The sequence below is a fragment of the Companilactobacillus suantsaicola genome (assembly GCF_004745525.1).
In the GTDB taxonomy this organism is placed as follows: Bacteria; Bacillota; Bacilli; order Lactobacillales; family Lactobacillaceae; genus Companilactobacillus; species Companilactobacillus suantsaicola.
On the sequence record NZ_RKLY01000009.1, the window covers coordinates 48,487 to 67,132 of the forward strand.

17 protein-coding genes are annotated in these 18,646 nt (G+C 38.3%); 16 read left to right on the forward strand and 1 reads right to left on the reverse strand.

Annotation, left to right across the window (positions count from 1 at the left end; genetic code table 11):
• The 16 genes from ruvA (at position 1) to trxA (ending at position 18,101) form a co-directional block, all read left to right on the forward strand.
• Complete coding sequence (ruvA, locus tag EGT49_RS04890) at positions 1-591, forward strand: Holliday junction branch migration protein RuvA (RefSeq protein ID WP_135372083.1); 591 nt, start codon at positions 1-3, stop codon at positions 589-591.
• 12 nt (positions 592-603) lie between these two features.
• Positions 604-1,626 carry a Holliday junction branch migration DNA helicase RuvB gene (ruvB, locus tag EGT49_RS04895; RefSeq protein ID WP_135372085.1) on the forward strand — a complete coding sequence of 341 codons (1,023 nt, stop codon included), beginning with the start codon at positions 604-606 and terminating at the stop codon, positions 1,624-1,626.
• Between the two features lie 24 nt (positions 1,627-1,650).
• A complete protein-coding gene (gene queA, locus EGT49_RS04900; RefSeq protein WP_135372087.1) occupies positions 1,651-2,685 on the forward strand; it encodes a tRNA preQ1(34) S-adenosylmethionine ribosyltransferase-isomerase QueA in 1,035 nt (344 codons plus the stop codon).
• A 9-nt stretch (positions 2,686-2,694) separates the two neighbouring features.
• Positions 2,695-3,837, forward strand: a complete 1,143-nt coding sequence (gene tgt, locus EGT49_RS04905; RefSeq protein WP_135372089.1) for a tRNA guanosine(34) transglycosylase Tgt — start codon at positions 2,695-2,697, stop codon at positions 3,835-3,837.
• Between the two features lie 96 nt (positions 3,838-3,933).
• On the forward strand, positions 3,934-4,383 hold the full coding sequence (yajC, locus tag EGT49_RS04910) for a preprotein translocase subunit YajC (RefSeq protein WP_135372155.1): 450 nt from the start codon (positions 3,934-3,936) through the stop codon (positions 4,381-4,383).
• Between the two features lie 830 nt (positions 4,384-5,213).
• Positions 5,214-6,653, forward strand: coding sequence for a glucose-6-phosphate dehydrogenase (gene zwf, locus EGT49_RS04915; RefSeq protein WP_135372091.1), 1,440 nt, complete (start codon positions 5,214-5,216; stop codon positions 6,651-6,653).
• Between the two features lie 12 nt (positions 6,654-6,665).
• Positions 6,666-7,796 carry a DNA polymerase IV gene (dinB, locus tag EGT49_RS04920; RefSeq protein WP_135372093.1) on the forward strand — a complete coding sequence of 377 codons (1,131 nt, stop codon included), beginning with the start codon at positions 6,666-6,668 and terminating at the stop codon, positions 7,794-7,796.
• On the forward strand, positions 7,789-8,745 hold the full coding sequence (locus EGT49_RS04925; RefSeq protein WP_135372095.1) for a DHH family phosphoesterase: 957 nt from the start codon (positions 7,789-7,791) through the stop codon (positions 8,743-8,745). Before dinB ends, EGT49_RS04925 begins: the two co-directional genes overlap by 8 nt.
• On the forward strand, positions 8,746-10,092 hold the full coding sequence (locus tag EGT49_RS04930; RefSeq protein ID WP_135372097.1) for a DEAD/DEAH box helicase: 1,347 nt from the start codon (positions 8,746-8,748) through the stop codon (positions 10,090-10,092).
• Between the two features lie 881 nt (positions 10,093-10,973).
• Positions 10,974-13,610, forward strand: a complete 2,637-nt coding sequence (gene alaS / locus EGT49_RS04940) for an alanine--tRNA ligase (RefSeq protein WP_135372101.1) — start codon at positions 10,974-10,976, stop codon at positions 13,608-13,610.
• Positions 13,611-13,672: 62 nt separating this feature from the next.
• A complete protein-coding gene (locus EGT49_RS04945) occupies positions 13,673-13,930 on the forward strand; it encodes an IreB family regulatory phosphoprotein (protein ID WP_025084641.1) in 258 nt (85 codons plus the stop codon).
• Positions 13,931-14,365, forward strand: a complete 435-nt coding sequence (gene ruvX / locus EGT49_RS04950) for a Holliday junction resolvase RuvX (RefSeq protein WP_135372103.1) — start codon at positions 13,931-13,933, stop codon at positions 14,363-14,365.
• Entirely contained in the window at positions 14,366-14,671 is a 306-nt protein-coding gene (locus EGT49_RS04955) for a DUF1292 domain-containing protein (RefSeq protein ID WP_425456247.1), read from the forward strand. It abuts the gene before it with no gap.
• Between the two features lie 97 nt (positions 14,672-14,768).
• Positions 14,769-15,311 (forward strand): CvpA family protein, encoded by a 543-nt coding sequence (locus EGT49_RS04960; protein WP_135372107.1) that lies wholly within the window; start codon positions 14,769-14,771, stop codon positions 15,309-15,311.
• Positions 15,312-15,364: 53 nt separating this feature from the next.
• Complete coding sequence (locus EGT49_RS04965; RefSeq protein WP_135372109.1) at positions 15,365-17,719, forward strand: endonuclease MutS2; 2,355 nt, start codon at positions 15,365-15,367, stop codon at positions 17,717-17,719.
• Between the two features lie 70 nt (positions 17,720-17,789).
• Positions 17,790-18,101, forward strand: coding sequence for a thioredoxin (gene trxA / locus EGT49_RS04970; protein ID WP_135372111.1), 312 nt, complete (start codon positions 17,790-17,792; stop codon positions 18,099-18,101).
• A 53-nt stretch (positions 18,102-18,154) separates the two neighbouring features.
• On the opposite strand, the gene EGT49_RS04975 is transcribed toward trxA, so the two are convergent.
• The gene (locus EGT49_RS04975) at positions 18,155-18,622 is read right to left on the reverse strand and encodes a DUF2507 domain-containing protein (RefSeq protein WP_135372113.1); all 468 of its coding nucleotides are present in this window, start codon (positions 18,620-18,622) and stop codon (positions 18,155-18,157) included.
• Positions 18,623-18,646 lie beyond the last annotated feature (24 nt).

Genomic DNA, 18,646 nt, shown 5'->3' on the forward strand with positions numbered 1-18,646 from the left:
ATGTTTGAATATTTAAATGGTTTAATCGCCACAGTCACCCCTTCTTACATCGTCGTGGATGTACAAGGAGTCGGTTATAAAGTCCAAGTTGCCAACCCTTATCGCTATGAGGAACAACAAACGGCCAAAGTATACGTCGAACAAATCGTCCGCGACAATGAGCAGACTTTGTACGGCTTTTACGATTTGAATGAGAAGAATATCTTCTTACATCTGATCAGTGTTTCTGGCATTGGTCCTAAGAGTGCTTTAGCAATTTTGGCTGGGCAAGACTTGCAAGGTTTGATTCACGCAATTGAGAATAACGATGTGAAGTTTTTGACCAAATTTCCTAAAATTGGTAAGAAGACTGCCCAACAAATTATCCTGGATCTCTCCGGTAAATTTACCGCTGAAGGTCAGATGACACTCGGTGAAGTTCCAGTAGAATACAGTCACGGCAATCAAGAACTCGATGACGGATTGGCAGCCTTAGAGTCACTAGGTTATTCACCTCGTGAAATTAGTAAAATTAAGAGTGCTTTAGAAAAAGAAACCCACAAGAGTGCTGATGAGTACTTGCGTGCTGGCTTGAAATTATTAAGTAAGTAGGGGGAGTTAACAATCGAAAATCAAAATGATGATGAACGTTTAACTGATGCAGATTCACTCGATAATAATGAAGATATTATTGAGCAAACACTTCGTCCACAAACTTTTGACCAATACTTAGGTCAAGAAAAAGCCAAAAAAGAATTAGATGTTTATATCAAAGCTGCTAAACAAAGACAACAGACCCTAGATCACGTCTTGTTATACGGCCCTCCTGGGTTAGGCAAGACGACTTTGGCAATGATCATCGCTAATGAAATGGGCGTTAACATCCATACAACGACCGGTCCTTCGATTGAAAAATCAGGTGATTTAGTAGCTGTTTTAGATGAATTAGAGCCAGGCGATATTTTATTTATTGATGAAATCCACCGTATGCCACGGGCAGTTGAGGAAGTTTTGTACTCCGCAATGGAAGACTTTTACATTGATATCATCGTCGGTCAAGGCAGTGAATCTCGTTCCTTGCACCACCAATTGGCACCTTATACTTTGATTGGTGCGACAACTGCTGCCGGAAAATTATCAGCTCCGTTAAGAGATCGGTTTGGAATTATCGAGCGAATGGAGTACTATACCATAGATGAATTATCGAAAATTGTCTTTCGTTCGGCCAATGTTTTGAACATCAATGTTGATGAAGAGGGCGCCCACGAGATTGCTAGAAGATCCCGCGGAACACCAAGAATTGCCAACCGTTTATTGAAACGAGTTCGTGATTTCGCTCAAGTTGACAATAAAGATACGATTGACTTTGACGTGGCAGAATCAGCTTTGAACCAATTACAAGTTGACAATGCCGGACTTGACCACATCGACCGTCGGATCCTTGAAATGATCATTGAACTCTACAATGGCGGTCCAGTTGGATTGAAGGTTATCGCTGCCAACATCGGTGAAGAACAAGAAACAATTGAAGAAGTTTATGAACCATATTTAATGCAGATGGGATTCTTGAAAAGAACTGCCAAGGGTCGTGTCGTAACGAGAAAAGGTTATCAACACATGGGATTGCCTTATCCCGAAGAAAGCTAGTCCAACGCAAAAAGGAGAATTTTGATGACACTAACAACAGAAGATTTCGATTATGATTTACCAGAAGAACTTATCGCCCAAACACCGATCAAAAATCGTGACCAATCAAGACTATTAGTCCTCGACCATGAAACTGGCGAATATAGTGATAAGCATTTTTATGATATTTTGGATTATTTAAATCCTGGGGATGCTTTAGTAATGAACAATTCTAGAGTTTTACCAGCAAGATTGTACGGTACTAAAGAAGATACCGACGGACACGAAGAAGTATTGTTGTTGAACAATATTGAAGGCGACAAGTGGGAAGTCCTAATGAAACCTGCTCGACGTGCCAAAGTTGGAACAAAAGTTCAATTCGGTGATGGCCAACTCGAAGCTGAAGTTCTCGAAGATTTGGAACACGGTGGCAAGATTATCGAATTCCATTATCAAGGAATTTTTATGGAGATTTTGGAACAATTAGGTGAGATGCCACTACCTCCATACATCAAGGAAAAACTCGACGATCCCGACCGCTACCAAACAGTTTATGCAAAAGAGAATGGCTCAGCTGCCGCACCAACTGCTGGACTTCATTGGACTAAAGACCTTTTGAAGAAAGTGGAAGATAAAGGTGTGAAATTGGTTTATGTCACGCTTCACGTTGGTCTGGGTACTTTTAGACCGGTGACTGAATCCGATATTAGTAAACATGTGATGCATTCAGAGTTTTATCGTTTAGATGAAGAATCCGCTAAGACTTTAAACGATGTTAAGAAAAATGGTGGTAAGATTGTTGCCACAGGAACGACTTCAATTAGAACCTTAGAAACAATCGGAACTAAATTTAATGGTGAGATCAAAGCCGACAGTGGTTGGACTGACATCTTCATCAAACCTGGTTATCAATGGAAAGTAGTTGATGAATTCATTACTAACTTCCATTTACCAAAATCAACTCTAGTAATGCTCGTGGCAGCATTTACTGGTCGTGAAAATATTTTGAACGCATACCAACACGCAGTTGAAGAGAAATATCGCTTCTTCAGTTTTGGCGATGCAATGTTCATTAAGTAGAGGGAAGTTATGGAATCGGCAATTAAATATACATTATTAAAGAAGGAAAAACACACTGGTGCACGGCTTGGCTTGTTGGAAACACCCCATGGAACTTTTGAAACGCCAATGTTTATGCCTGTTGGAACCGAAGCTTCAGTTAAGAATATGGCTCCAGAAGACCTAGAAAAAATCGGTGCGTCAATTATTCTAGCCAACACTTATCACTTATGGTTAAGACCTGGTGAAGAGATCGTTCAAGAAGCTGGTGGACTGCACAAGTTCATGAACTGGGATAAGGGAATTTTAACTGATTCTGGTGGATTTCAAGTTTTCTCACTAGCCAAGATGCGTGATATCACTGAGGCGGGAGTCCATTTCCGCAATCACTTAAATGGTCGTCAAGAATTTCTTTCACCTGAAAAAGCTATCAAGATCGAAAATTATTTGGGTCCTGATATCATGATGAGTTTGGATGAATGTCCACCATTCTTTGAAAGTTACGACTACATCAAAAAGTCGGTTGAGAGAACGAGTCGTTGGGCTGAACGTGGTTTGAAAGCTCATAGAAATCCTGATTGGCAAGCGTTATTTGGTATCGTGCAAGGTGCTGGTTTTGAAGACTTGCGTAAACAAAGTGCCAAAGACCTTGTCAGCATGGATTTCCCTGGTTATTCAATCGGTGGACTTTCAGTTGGTGAATCAAAGGGCGAAATGAATCGGGTGCTAGATTTCACAACTCCATTACTACCAGAGAACAAACCTCGTTACTTGATGGGTGTCGGGACAGCTGACTCCTTGATCGACGGTGTTATTCGTGGTATCGACATGTTCGACTGTGTCTTGCCAACCAGAATTGCGAGAAATGGTACTTGTATGACTAGTCACGGACGTTTGGTAGTTAAGAATGCTAAATATGCTCATGATTTCACACCACTAGATGACAACTGTGATTGCTACGTTTGTCGTAATTACACTAAGGCTTATATTCGTCATTTGATCAATGCCAACGAATTATTTGGTATTCATTTGACTAGTTATCATAATCTATACTTCTTGTTGAACTTGATGAAGGGCGTACGTCAAGCCATCCGTGATGATAATTTATTAGAATTTAGAGAACATGTCTTTGAAGATTATGGCTTTAATAAGAAAAATGCTAAGAATTTTTAGAAGATTTTGAGAAGATAATCTTTCTAGTATGGAAACCATGTCATATTTTTGGTAACCTATACTTATGTAAATTATTAAGAGGTGGAAAATTTGAATATGCTTACATTAGGTGCCGGCGCAGGTGCTGGTGGTTCAATGGGTCTATTGCTTTTCGTTGCGGTAATGTTTATTGGTATGTATTTTATCTCTATTCGTCCACAAAAGAAGCAACAACAAAAACGTCAAGAAATGTTGAAGGAAATGGCTGTTGGTGACAAAGCCGTTACCCTTGGCGGTCTAAAAGGAACAATTCACTCAATCAATCGTGACGACAAAGAAATCGTAATCGATTGTGATGGTGTTTATCTAACATTCGACTTAAACTTCATTCGTCGTACAACTCCAGTTGCTAAGACAACTCCAGTTGCTAAGACAACAACAGAAGCTAAGCCAGAAGAAAAGGTAGAAGCAACAGAATCAGCAGAAGCTACTGAAACTAAAGAAGCTCCAAAGGCTGAAGAAAAAGCCGCTGAAACTAAAGAACCAGAAGCAAAAGAAGAAAAATAGTTTAAGTTCTATACTTTGACTGGTGTAGAATCCCGTCCTCCGCAACAAACTCGATTTTGGCTGGAACGTACTGGGCACGACTTGAAGCCTTTTTCAAAATCGGAAAAAGTCTCCAAGCTCGGCCTTATTGTAAGTGCTAAAGCACTAACAATAATTTCAGTACTGAGCCAAATCGAGTTTGTCGCTCCGGACTAAATGGTGGTTCTATATTTTATTTCTTTCTAATCTGAAAAAATAACAGTATCTGTTCAAGAACGTATTAACTTGAAAATAGTCAATTACGTTTTTTGAATAGATGCTGTTTTTGCTTTGTGTATTAATTGGTGTGAATCTTATATTTTTATTGAATATTCCTAGTCGATAAATTGAAGATTATGAATAGAAAGGGATATAGAGCTATAAAATATTAATCTCTATCAAAAAAAATAGAATTTATTGTTCCCCCAGAATGTATTGAATTAAACCAAAAGAAACGTTATCTAGTCTGGAGTGACAACTCTGGGAAATGCTCAGCCGTGAAATTCTTGTTGGCGCTTTAGCGCTTACAAGAAGGCCAATCTTGGAGATTGCGCGTACTTTGCGTAAGCTTCAAGTTGTGCCCACAGCGTTCCAGCGTTTCCCAGAGTTGTCACGGAAGACGGCATCTAAATGCCACCCAAAATAAAGAACAACACCTATATAACTTTACGCTTGACCTAAAGCAGACTTTAAGTACTATTATTAATACTAATCTAACAACATTTTTATAAAGTTTTAAGTCATAAACCAAGATGTTTAATTACGCATGATGTAAAATAGAACTACATGATGCTTTCAAAGGAGTTTAGAAAATGGCTAAAGAGAAATCAGCAATTTTTATTATTTTTGGGGGATCTGGCGATTTAGCACATCGAAAATTGTATCCTTCATTGTTCCGTCTTTACAAATCGGGTTTTCTAAAAGATCACTTTGCCGTAATTGGTACCGCACGTCGTCCTTGGAGTGATGATTACTTCCGTGAAACAGTTGTCACATCTTTAAAGGACTATTTTGATGATAGTGAAGAAGTTATGACAGAATTTGCCAAGCATTTCTTCTATCAATCACATGATGTCAACGATTCGGAGCATTACATTGCTTTGAAGAACTTGGCAAGTAAACTAGATGACCAATTTGAGGCTGGTCATAATCGCGTTTACTACATGGCAATTGCACCAAGATTCTTTGGTACCGTTGCTGAACACATTAATTCTGAAGGCTTGAAGGCAAGTGGTTATAATCGTCTGGTTATTGAAAAACCATTTGGTCGGGATCTTGATTCCGCTTGCGAGTTGAACGGCAACATTTCTAAGGCCTTTCCAGAAAATGATATTTATCGAATCGACCATTATTTAGGTAAGGAAATGATTCAAGATATTCCAAATATTCGTAAGAATAATCCTAAGTTGGAACAAGCACTGAATAACAAGTATGTTTCTAATATTCAAATCACGCTTGCTGAATCCCTTGGTGTCGAAGATCGTGGCGGTTACTACGAAACAGCCGGTGTCTTGCGTGACATGGTTCAAAATCATATTATGCAAATTATTGGGGCCGTTGCCAGTGATGAACCAGAATCTGAAGATGCGGATGTGATTCATAAGAATAAAACTGAGCTCTTTTCAAGTTTGAAGGAATTATCACCTGAAGAAGTTGATCAAGCTTTTGTCCGTGGTCAATATGACACTGATAATTTAGGTGATTTAAAAGCTTATCGTCAAGAAGACAATGTGGCCGAAGATTCAAATATTGAAACTTTTGTCGCTGGTAAGATTGAATTTGATACTGACAGATGGCGTAATGTTCCATTCTACGTTCGTTCGGGTAAGAGAATGCCTAAGAAATCATCAAGAATCGATATTGTTTTGAATGATCAAGTTAAAGAATTAGGAATCAGACCTAATTCAGTCGTGACACTCTTGATTGAAAGAGAAAATGGTCACAGCATTTTGATCAATGGTGTGAACTACAAAGAAGCTGGCCAAGACTTCATCAAGTTCCCTGAAGAGGCTGAATTTGATAAGGCTCGTGAAGCTTATGAGAGTTTGATCATTGATATTCTTTCTGGAAATCGAGTTCACTTTACGCTTTGGGATGAACTTAGAAGTACTTGGAAGTACATCGACACAATCAGACAACGTTGGGATTCACAAACACCAGAATTCCCTAATTACTTGAGTGGTTCAATGGGACCAGATGCCTCAGAGATGCTTTTGGAACGTGACGGTAATTCTTGGGTTTGGGACGATTAAGGAGTCTTTGTTATCTTTTTAAAAATTCCCATTAAAATTGAAGAAAACAGAAAAGTCATCCATGTCGACATGGATGCTTTTTTCGCTTCAGTGGAAGAAAGAGAACATCCCGAATACAAGAAAAAATGTCTGATTGTCGCGCAAGATCCTAGAAAGCATCACCATCATGGAGTTGTCACGACGGCTAATTACAACGCTCGAAAGTACGGTGCCCACTCAGCTATGCCAGCTCAAGAAGCAGTTGATTTAATTCCGAAAGAAAAACTCGTTATCACACCACCTAATTTTGATTTATATCGGCAAGTGTCCCAACAGATTCACGATATTTTTGGCGACGTAACTGACAACTACCAATCAGTGGCTCTGGATGAAGCTTATTTAGATGTAACCGAGAATAAACTTGGTGAAACCAATACTATCAAGATTGCTAATTATATTCAGCAACGAATCGTTAAAGAAACTCGCTTAACTTGTTCAGTTGGTATTTCTTACAATAAATTTTTGGCCAAGATGGCTTCAGATTATCGAAAACCATTTGGTCGCACAATTATTCTAGGTAAATATGCGACGGAATTTCTAAAACCGATACCGATTGAAAAATTCAATGGGATTGGTAAAGCGATGCAGACGAAACTACATGAGATGGATATTTATACCGGTGGTGATTTGCAAAAGCTAGATCAAGATGTCTTTTTGAAAAAATTTGGCAAGATGGGTTACGTAATTTATAAACGAGTCCACGGGATTGATGATTCACCAATAAAAGGGCATCGTGTTCGCAAATCGATTGGTCGAGAACGGACTTACAATCGTAATTTGGTGACTGATGAGCAGATCAATCACGAATTAAATTTTTTAGCAGAATTAGTCAGTCAAGATTTGAAAAAACAACGTCAACATGGCAAAACCGTTGTCCTCAAACTTCGTAATTCAGACTTTGAAACCATTACTAAACGGATGAGTTTTCAAGACTATGTCCAAACAAAAACAGAAATTTATCGTGTCGCAAGGGATATTTATGATAAATTAAGGGTAACTGATCAAAAGATTCGCTTGCTCGGAATTACGATCACGAATCTTGATCCATTGTCGTATGAAGAGGTTTCTTTGAATTTGTCTTACAAGGAGGACAATTATGAATAGCTACGCTGAAATAATTGCAACAATTAAAAAATATGATAGAATTATCATTCTACGTCATCAAAATCCAGATCCTGATGCATTAGGGTCTCAAGCTGGTTTAGCGACGGCAATTCGTCAAGCATTTCCAGAAAAGAAAGTTTTAATTGGTGGAAATGATACTGAAGGTTTAATTTGGCTTTCAAAAGCACAAAAGGTGAGTGATGGGGATTTTGCAGGTGCCCTGGTAATCGTTTGTGACACAGCCAACCGACCAAGAATTGACGATCAACGTTTTGATGATGGAGCATACTTGATCAAGATCGATCACCATCCTAATGATGATGTTTATGGAGACCAATTGTTTGTTAATACGGATGCCAGTTCTTGTTCAGAGATCATTGCCGATTTGATCGACAATACTGACGACTTGCAATTGACTAAAGAAGTTGCCAACTATTTGTATGCCGGAATCGTCGGTGATACGGGAAGATTCCTCTATCCATCAACGACTCAACATACTATGAATGTTGCAGGTAAGTTTATCGCCTTAGGAGTCGATATTGCTGCCATTAACAACAAGATGAATGAAGTTAGTTTGAAACAAGCCAAACTTCAAGGTTTCATTTATGATATTCTCCAAATCGATAAATCTGGTGCCGCTATGGCTATCATTGATCATGATTTAATGGATAAGTTAAATCTTAATCAAGAAGAAGCCAATTCAGTTGTTTCCACACCAGGTCGCTTGAAAGAAGTTACTTCCTGGATGGAAGCTGTTCAAAAAGATGACGGTACTTTTAGAATGCACTTGCGTTCTCAAGGCCCAATCATTAATGAACTAGCTAAAGCTCACGATGGTGGTGGACATCCACTTGCCAGTGGAGCAACTGCTCAAAATCTTGATGAAGTTAAACAAATGTTTGAGGAACTAATAAAAATAGTGACTGATTTTAATCAGAAGGGTGAATAGATGACTAAATTTTCACAATATAACTTTAATGATGCTATTAACAAATCATTAAAAGAAATAAATTTCGACGAACCAACGAAAGTTCAAGAAGCAGTAATCTCTTTAGTAAATAAGAAAAAGGATATTATTGTTCAATCTGAAACTGGTTCAGGTAAAACACATGCGTTCTTGTTACCATCAATGAACGCTTTAAAGCCAACACAAGAAGTCCAATTGTTGATTGCTACTCCAAGTAGAGAATTGGCTTATCAAATTTATGAAGATACCCAAGCAATTTTGAAGAATTATCCCGAAGAATATAATGTTTTTATCTTCGTTGGTGGAGCTGATCGTGAAAGACAAAAGAGAAAGCTGGAAGCTCATCAACCACAAATTGCCATTGGAACTCCAGGACGCTTGTGGGATTTGATCAAAGAAAATGACCTCCATGTGGAAAATGTGCAACGTTATGTTGTCGATGAAGCCGATATGACTTTAGACATGGGCTTTTTGGAAAAAGTCGATCACATTACAAACAAATTGCCGGAAGATCGTGAAATGATGGTCTTTTCCGCAACTATTCCACAAAAACTAGAACCATTCTTGAAGAAGTACATGAATGGTCCTCAACGAGTAGAAATCAAAAACGACAGTATCATTCCTAAGAATGTGGATAACTGGCTAATGTTCACACACGGTCGTGATAAGAAAGAAATTATATATCGCTTGATGACTATCGGTGAACCATACTTAGTTTTAGTCTTCGCTAATACGAAGAAGACCGTTGATGAAATTTATCAATACTTACGTAACAAAGGTTTGAAAGTCGCTAGAATTCACGGTGGTTTGACACCTAGAGAACGTAAACGAACGATGAAACAAGTTGAGAATATGGATTATCAATTTGTAGTCGCAACTGATTTAGCTGCTAGAGGAATCGACATCAATGGTGTCTCACACGTTATTAATGCCGAAATTCCCGAAGACTTAGATTTCTTCATCCATCGTGTTGGTAGAACTGGGCGTAACGGGATGTCAGGAACAGCCATTACTTTGTATGAACCAGGTGAAGAACACAAAGTTGATGAAATCGAGCACTTAGGCATCAAGTTTGCACCTAAGGATATCAAGAACGGTGACGTCGTTGACGTACAAGAACGCGATCATCGAATGACTCGTAAGGCTAACCAAGAAAAACTTGATACTAAGTTAGTTGGCTTTGTTAAGAAGCAAAAGACAAAGCGCAAGCCAGGCTATAAGAACAAGATCAAAAAAGCTATCTCAGATGAGCGTCGTCAACAAAGAAAGATTCAAATTAGACAAGAACGTCGTAAACAAAGAGATGCAAGACGTAAAAAGAATAATTAGTTAGTTTGGGGGGCGGAAGTATGCCGCTCCTCCGCAACAAAGCTGATTGGGCTGGAACGCCCTGGGCACTATTTTGAGCTTTTGCACAGTTCGCAAAATCTCAAAACTAGGCCTTATTCTAAGCGCTGAAGCGCTAAGAATAATTTCAGGGCTGAGCCCATCAGCTTTGTTGCTCCGGTGCTGAATGGTGGATCTATGTTTTGGCTGTTTTCCATTCTTTTAGAAGTAGGTGTTCTATTGGAACTAACCTATGTTCTCATTTTTATGAAATTGGATTTTTGAGTTAGTGTCACTCTATCTTGGTTAACTCATTCCAAGTATTGAAATGAAATCTCTATTAAAAACAGTATCGGTATCAAATTTTGTACTGAAATTCAGAACGAATTTTAAATAGTACACGATATATTGTTCCAAGAATATTACCCGAACAAGAATATAGAATTGTTATCTAGTCTGGAGCAACAGCTCTGGGAAATGCTCAGCCGTGAAATTTCACTTAACGCTTTAGCGTTTAGTGAAAGACCAATCTTGGAGACAATTCCCGCTTTTGGAATTGGCTTCAAGTTGCGTCCACCGCGTTCCAGCGTTTCCCAGAGCTGTTGCGGAAGACGGCATCTTACCCACAAACAAACTAAGAACGAGTTTTTAATTATTGACAATTTTTACATTCGTGGTTAATATTTTCTTTGGATATATCTTGTAGTAAATCCTTTCAGAGAAGGCTAGTCGGTGAAAACGCCTAAGAGTTTAATACAAAGATGCTGCCAACTTAAATTTTAGATAAAAATGTTGAGAGGCTAACGAAATCGTTGCAAACAAGGTGGTACCGCGCATGGGCGTCCTTGGGATTGCAGCGATTTTTCGTTTTTTGGGGAGATAAAATGAAAAATTTATCAAGTGCTGAAATAAGAAAAATGTTTTTAGACTTTTTCCAAACAAAAGGTCACATGATTGAACCTAGTGCATCATTGATTCCAAAGGACGATCCGACTTTGTTGTGGATCAACTCCGGTGTTGCTACTTTGAAGAAATACTTTGATGGAACAGTTGTACCAAAGAATCCTCGCATCACTAATGCGCAAAAGTGTATTAGAACTAATGATATTGAAAATGTTGGTCACACGGCTCGTCACCAAACTTTCTTTGAAATGATGGGTAACTTTTCAGTTGGTGATTATTTCAAAAAAGAAGTTATTCCTTGGGCTTTTGAATTTCTAACAAGTCCTGATTGGATCGGCATGGACAAGGAAAACTTGTATGTGACAACTTATCCTAAAGATACTGAAACACAAAAACTTTGGGCTGAAGTTGGTATTGCCCAAGATCATATCTTGAAGGATGAAGATAATTTCTGGGATATTGGTGAAGGTCCTTGTGGTCCCGATTCAGAAATTTTCTATGACCGTGGACAAGATTTCAACAACTTGGCTGAAGATGATCCTGAGAGTTATCCTGGTGGAGAAAATGAAAGATATTTGGAAGTTTGGAATATTGTTTTCTCTGAATTGAATCATTTGCCAAATGGTAAATACGTTGAACAACCACATAAAAACATTGATACGGGGATGGGCTTGGAACGTTTGGTCTCAATTATTCAAGGTACGAAAACTAACTTTGAAACTGACTTGTTCATGCCTTTGATCGAAGATGTTGGTTCGCTTTGTGGTAAGAAGTACGGTGAAAATAAAGAAGATGACATTTCCTTTAAGATTATTGCCGATCACGCTAGAACGGTTTCATTTGCCGTCGGCGATGGTGCACTTCCTTCAAATGAAGGCCGTGGCTATGTTATCAGACGTTTGATCAGACGTGCGGTCTTGAATGGAAAGAAATTAGGTATCAATGGACCATTCCTTTACAGACTAGTGCCAATCGTTGGTAAGATCATGGAAAGTTACTATCCAGAAGTTAGCCAACAACAAGACTTTATTGCAAAGACGATTCAACAAGAAGAAAAACGTTTTTCAGAAACTTTGGATGCTGGACTTGCTTTGCTTAACGGCGTAATCAGTGATTTGAAGAAGAATAACCAAACAGTTATTGATGGAAAATCTGCTTTCAAACTTTACGATACTTACGGATTCCCTATGGAATTAACTCGTGAATATGCAAGTGATGAAGGACTTAGTGTTGACGAAGCCGGCTTCAAGGAAAACATGGAAGAGCAAAAGCAACGTGCTCGTGAAGCTCGTGGAAACTTACAATCAATGGGTATGCAAGATGAAACATTGATGGAAATCAAGACACCAAGTGAATTTGTTGGTTATGATAAGAACGAGACTGAAAGTACTTTGAAAAATATTATCGCTGACGATAAAGAAGTTTCAAGTATTTCTGAAGGCCAAGCACAATTGGTCTTTGACACAACACCTTTCTATGCTGAAATGGGTGGTCAAGTAGCCGATGTTGGTAACATTTATGATTTGAAGGGTAACCAAGTTGCCGAAGTCATTGATGTTCAACACGCTCCTAATGGTCAAAATATTCATCTAGTAAATGTTATGTCAGAAATTTCAACTGACACAGAATACAAACTAGAAATTGATGTTAACTTCCGTGAGAAGGTTCGTCACAACCACACGGCTACTCACTTGTTGGATCAAGCTTTACGTGATGTTGTCAGCTCAAGAACACACCAAGCAGGCTCATTAGTTGAACCTGATTACTTACGTTTTGACTTCAACAGCAACCAAGCTTTGACCGAAGAACAAATTGCTCAACTTGAAACAATTGTTAACCAAAAGATTTGGGCTGCTATTCCAGTTAAGACTGAAGTCTTGCCAATTGAAGAAGCCAAAAAGAAGAAGGGTGCCATTGCCTTATTTAGTGAAAAGTATGGTGACACTGTTCGTGTTGTTGAAGTAGATGACTTCTCAACTGAATTCTGTGGTGGAACACACGTCCGCAATACTTCAGAAATCGGTTTGTTCAAGATCACTTCTGAATCAGCTATCGGTTCAGGTACGAGAAGAATTGAAGCTGTAACCGGCGAAGAAGCTTTCGCTTACTTGAATGAACAATTACAAACATTACAAAAAACTGCTAAGAATTTGAAAGTCAACCAACTAAAAGATGTTCCTAGTCGAGCAACTCAAGTTATTGACGAAATTAAAGATTTAAAACGTGATAACCAAAACTTGAAGACACAACTTGCAAGTCAAAAATCAGCTGAAGTCTTCGACAATGTTGAAGAAATCAATGGCTACAAGGTGATTGCCAATATCATCCCAGCCGACATGGAAACATTGAGACAACTTGCTGATAAATGGAAGAATGATAATAAGTCAGATATTTTAGTTTTAGGTGCTAGTGGAGATAATAAAGCCAGTCTAGTTGTAGCCGTTAACAAGGATGCCCAAAATCATGGAGTTAAAGCCGGCGATTTAGTTAAAAAGATTGCCAAAGAGATTCAAGGTGGCGGTGGTGGCCGTCCCGATATGGCCCAAGCCGGTGGTAAAAATCCAGCTGGTTTAACAAATGCGTTACAATTAGCTAAAGATATTATTAAATCTTATTAAAGTGGGCTATAATTGAACTAAGCATTCTAGTCACTTAAATATTTGTTATATGGAGGTTTGCCATGAGTTCACTTGATAAAACTATGAGTTTTGATTTTAATGAAAACAAAGGTAAAGATGTCAAGGAAACACTAGAAAGTGTTTACCAATCACTAGAAGAAAAGGGGTATAATCCAATTAATCAAATTGTTGGATACCTACTATCTGGTGACCCTGCATACATTCCAAGACATAACGATGCCCGTAATTTGATTTTGAAACATGAAAGAGACGAGATAATCGAAGAATTAGTTAAGAGTTATCTCAATCAAGGTAAATAAATGCGATTATTAGGTTTAGACGTTGGTGCAAGAACCGTTGGTGTTTCAGCCAGTGATTTATTAGGCTGGACTGCACAAGGTGTAGAAACTATTCATATGAATGAAAAGAAAGAGGATTTCGGGTTAGATCGATTAGGAGAAATCATCAAAGAAAAGCAGATCACAGGAATTGTTCTGGGACTGCCTAAGAATATGAATAATTCTGAAGGACCACGGGCAGAAAAATCGCGTGAATACGGTAAAATGATTCAGGACAAATTCGATTTGCCAATTGATTTTATCGATGAACGTTTGACGACTGTTCAAGCTGAAAGAATGCTGATTGATGAGGCCAATGTGTCTCGTAGAAAACGCAAGAAGGTAGTCGACAAAATTGCTGCCGAAATGATTCTGCAAAATTATCTTGATGCCAAAGGTAAACTAACACGAAATTAGGTGATAAATATGAGTGAAAAACAACCACCAAAAGATTTAGATGAAGTAATTTTAAGTGATGATCAAGGTAACAAAGAGGTTTTTAAAATTCTCTTTACTTTCGATTCAGATGATTATGGTAAATCATATGTCTTCTTATACCCTAAGAATTCAGAGGATTCAGACGAGATTGAGGTTCAAGCCTTTTCATTTACACCCGATAAAAATGGGGATGTCGATGCAGGTGAATTGAATCCAATTGAGGATCCTGAAGAATGGGATATGGTTCAAGAGGTTCTAAACACCTTCACAAGTGACGAAGAATAGGATAAAAATAACGATTGGCGCAAGCCAATCGTTTGGTATTTCTATCTTAAATATGATTCACAAAATTGATTTCTAATGATTGATGTAAGGGGAAATAATGCTAAGTCTGTTACTTATTTTACTTTTGATTTATGGATTTTATATTGGTGCTCGCCGTGGCCTAGTCATGGAAGCATTTTACGCAATTGGATACGGTTTATTCTTTTGTTTGGCATGGGCATCTTTTAAGACGCTTGGTCCTAAATTTGAAATGATCGTACCTTATCCTTCCGCTAATCTAGGCAGTGAGTTTGCCTTTTTCTCAACAAAAGTTGGTATGAAATTAGACGATGCATTTTACCGGGCATTCGCCTTCATTTTTATTTGTTTCATTGGTTGGATCATAATGCGCTTTGTCGGTCTTTATTTTAAGAGATTGACTTATTTTCCAATGTACAATGATGTTAATATTTTGAGCGGTGGAATTATTGGATTTGTAGTAACATATGTGACAATTTTTATGTTGTTACTACTGTTGGCTATGATTCCAGTGACCGGAATCCAACATGCTTTAAATCATTCATTTGTCGCTTCAACGATGATCAAGAATACGCCATTATTAACTGAAGCGTTGAGTCATCTGTGGATCGGCGCAATGTAACTTTTGAGACTGGGACAATTTGTTTCAGTCTTATTTTATAACAGGAGAGAATAATGAATAATAAAGCTTTGAAAGTATTAGAGTTTGACAAAATCAAAGCTGAGATTGCCAAATACCTAATCACAACGCGTGGGAATACTCTCTTAAAAAAATTAATGCCGATGTCGGTAGAGTCAATTGTTCAAAGATTGATCGACCAAACTAAAGATGGTGCCGACATTTTACGAATTAAGGGGGAAATCCCAGTTAGAAAGTTAGCTGATCTCCATGATCAAGCTAATCGTTTGAAAAAAGATGGGAACTTGAACGGAACTGAGTTAGCTCAAATCGGTCAAGTGCTCCAAAATACAACTGAGTTAAAAGAATTTTTTGCTGGTTTAAAAGATGACCAGCTCGATTTACGTGAACTATACAATCTTGATGATAAATTGATCGACAATCCCGGTTTGACGAAGCGGATTTCACGTTCTTTAGATGATACTGGTCGCGTTTTAGATACTGCCTCTGACGATTTGAAATATATTCGTGGTCGCATCAGTCGTTTAAATGATCAGATCAGACAGACGATGGAAAAATATACTCGTGGTAAGAATACGAAGTATTTAACTGAAACTATCGTGACTTTACGTGATGACCGGTTTGTTATCCCAGTGAAAACTGAGTATAAAACTAAATTCGGTGGAGTTGTCCATGACCAAAGTGCCAGTGGACAAACGCTGTATATTGAACCTCAAGCTGTTGTCGGTTTGAATAATCAATTGCACGAATCGCAAGTTTCTGAAAAGATGGAAGAAGTTAGAATTTTAAATGATTTATCCGACCTAGTCCGTCCAGAAATCGATGAGATCGTGAAAAACAATGAAGTTTTAGCACAATTTGATTTGATCAATGCTAAAGCTAAGTATGCTCGTGAAATAAAGGCCACAGAACCCGTTATTTCAAAAGACAATGTAGTTGACCTAGCCAATGCAAAACACCCACTGATCGACCCTGATAAGGTTGTAGCTAATGATATCAAGATGGGGGATGGCTACAAGACGATGTTGATCACTGGACCAAATACTGGTGGTAAGACAATTACTATGAAGACATTAGGTTTGATTCAATTGATGGCTCAAGCGGGGCTCTTTATTCCAGCTCGTGAAGAGAGCCAAATTGCGGTCTTTGACGAAGTCTTCGTCGATATTGGTGATGAACAGTCGATTGAACAAAACTTGAGTACCTTCTCGTCACATATGGATAATATTATTAATATCATTCATAAAGTTTCTAGTCACAGTCTCGTTTTGATCGATGAGTTAGGTGCCGGAACTGATCCCCAAGAAGGGGCAGCGATTGCGATTGCCATCTTGGAAAAATTGGCCCAATCACACTGCTTTATCATGGCTACGACTCATTATCCAGAGTTAAAAGTTTTTGCCTACAATACTCCGGAAACAATCAATGCCAGCATGGAGTTTGATGAGAAATCACTCAAGCCAACATACAAGTTATTGATTGGTATCCCAGGAGCAAGTAATGCCTTCAATATTGCCGCTCGTTTAGGGATGGATCGTTCAGTCGTTGACCGTGGACAATCATTGATGAATGGCGAGAGTCAAGATTTGAACAATATGATTGCTGATCTTGAGAGTCGTCGTAAGGAATTTGAACAGAAGAATCAACAGTTGCAAGTTCAATTGTCGAAAAATAAATCGGTTCAAGAGACTTATGAGAAGAAAAGTGACGCTTTGGATAAGTCCAAAGAATCAGAAATTCAGGCAGCGAAAGTTCGAGCTAACCAAATTGTTGCCAAAGCCAAGAAAGAATCCGATAAAATCGTGACTCGCTTGCGGAAGTTGGAACAAGCTGGAGTGGCTGTTAAAGAAGACCAAATCATTTCCGCTAAAACTAATTTGAAGAATCTTCATCAAGATGAATCACTCAAGAAAAATAAGGTCTTACGTCGGAATAAACGTCGCCAGCAATTAAAAGAGGGTGACACCGTTAAGGCCTTACCATACGATCAAATTGGTACCATTGTCCGCAAGAACAAAGATAATCAATTTGAAGTGCAACTAGGAATCTTGAAGATGAAATTCGGCGAGGATGATTTGGAAAAGGTTCAAGATGCTCAACCAGAACCAGAAAAGAAGCCAACGATGGTCAAACGGACGAAGAGTTCAGGTCTTTCCAGCAAGTTGGATCTACGTGGCAAGCGCTATGAAGAAGCAATGTCTGATTTAGACCAATATATCGATGAAGCTTTGTTGGCCGGGTATAATCAAGTTACCATCGTTCATGGTTTTGGTACTGGAGTTATTCGTAAGGGAGTAACTAATTACTTACAGAGAAATCCACGAGTGAAATCATTTGGCTATGCTCCAGCTAGTTCAGGTGGATCTGGTGCTACAATTGTTGATTTATAATTTGTAAGCAGATGTTTTTTAATGATAGATTAATAATGATAATATTTACAGAGTGAAGGAGTGATCAATAATGGTTGATGAAGTAACAGACAAGAGTTTTGAAGAGGACACAAAAGATGGTGTCGTTTTAATTGATTTTTGGGCAACTTGGTGTGGTCCATGTAGAATGCAATCACCAGTTGTTGAAGAATTGTCAGAAAATGATGATTCCGTTAAATTCTTAAAGATGGATGTTGATGCTAACCCAGATACTGCTAAGTCATTTGGTATCATGGCTATCCCAACATTGATGATCAAAAAAGATGGCGAAGTAGTCGATAAGTTGACTGGCTTCCACAGTAAAGCTCAACTAGAAAAAATTCTAGACGGTTACACTGCTTAGTAAAAAAAAACCTTCAATTCAAATGCGAATTGGAGGTTTTTTTGGTGTATACTTTAGTTTCGATCAATTTGTATTTTAATTGAAACCTTTTTGACTTTACTGTCAACGGTGTAAGTACCTAAACAATAGGCACCAATCGTCCGTTCGACAGTTTCAGCAATTATTCCAGTCTCTAATGAGAATTCTGGATCATCATTATTAGTGTCGAAGCGTTGAGTTACTTCAGGACCATTCAGAGTGTAAATGTAACTATGTTTAGTTTGCTTAGTTACTTCCAAAGTTCCAAAGGCAGCCTTTTGGAATAAGTCAGGTAAGCTTTGCATGTCGAGAATCAATTGTCGGCTCAAATTTTTTCCAGCCCAGTATAATAGTTCCACAGTGTCTTTATCAAGTAGGTCAGGAAGGATAAAATCACGGAGTACTGAAACGGCAAAGTAGTTTTCAGTTAACGTGTCTACATTTTTATTATCTTGAGTATTTGTTAACTCTGGTTTGTTGAGATCATTAGGTTTTGCGGCCATTGTTTTAACTCCTTTTTTTAGACA

Coding starts and splice junctions, on each gene's coding strand:
- ruvA (WP_135372083.1), top strand. CDS start 1: ATGTTTGAATATTTAAATGGTTTAATCGCCACAGTCACCCCTTCTTAC.
- queA (WP_135372087.1), top strand. CDS start 1,651: ATGACACTAACAACAGAAGATTTCGATTATGATTTACCAGAAGAACTT.
- tgt (WP_135372089.1), top strand. CDS start 2,695: ATGGAATCGGCAATTAAATATACATTATTAAAGAAGGAAAAACACACT.
- yajC (WP_135372155.1), top strand. CDS start 3,934: ATGCTTACATTAGGTGCCGGCGCAGGTGCTGGTGGTTCAATGGGTCTA.
- zwf (WP_135372091.1), top strand. CDS start 5,214: ATGGCTAAAGAGAAATCAGCAATTTTTATTATTTTTGGGGGATCTGGC.
- EGT49_RS04925 (WP_135372095.1), top strand. CDS start 7,789: ATGAATAGCTACGCTGAAATAATTGCAACAATTAAAAAATATGATAGA.
- EGT49_RS04930 (WP_135372097.1), top strand. CDS start 8,746: ATGACTAAATTTTCACAATATAACTTTAATGATGCTATTAACAAATCA.
- alaS (WP_135372101.1), top strand. CDS start 10,974: ATGAAAAATTTATCAAGTGCTGAAATAAGAAAAATGTTTTTAGACTTT.
- EGT49_RS04945 (WP_025084641.1), top strand. CDS start 13,673: ATGAGTTCACTTGATAAAACTATGAGTTTTGATTTTAATGAAAACAAA.
- ruvX (WP_135372103.1), top strand. CDS start 13,931: ATGCGATTATTAGGTTTAGACGTTGGTGCAAGAACCGTTGGTGTTTCA.
- EGT49_RS04960 (WP_135372107.1), top strand. CDS start 14,769: ATGCTAAGTCTGTTACTTATTTTACTTTTGATTTATGGATTTTATATT.
- EGT49_RS04965 (WP_135372109.1), top strand. CDS start 15,365: ATGAATAATAAAGCTTTGAAAGTATTAGAGTTTGACAAAATCAAAGCT.
- trxA (WP_135372111.1), top strand. CDS start 17,790: ATGGTTGATGAAGTAACAGACAAGAGTTTTGAAGAGGACACAAAAGAT.
- EGT49_RS04975 (WP_135372113.1), bottom strand. CDS start 18,622: ATGGCCGCAAAACCTAATGATCTCAACAAACCAGAGTTAACAAATACT.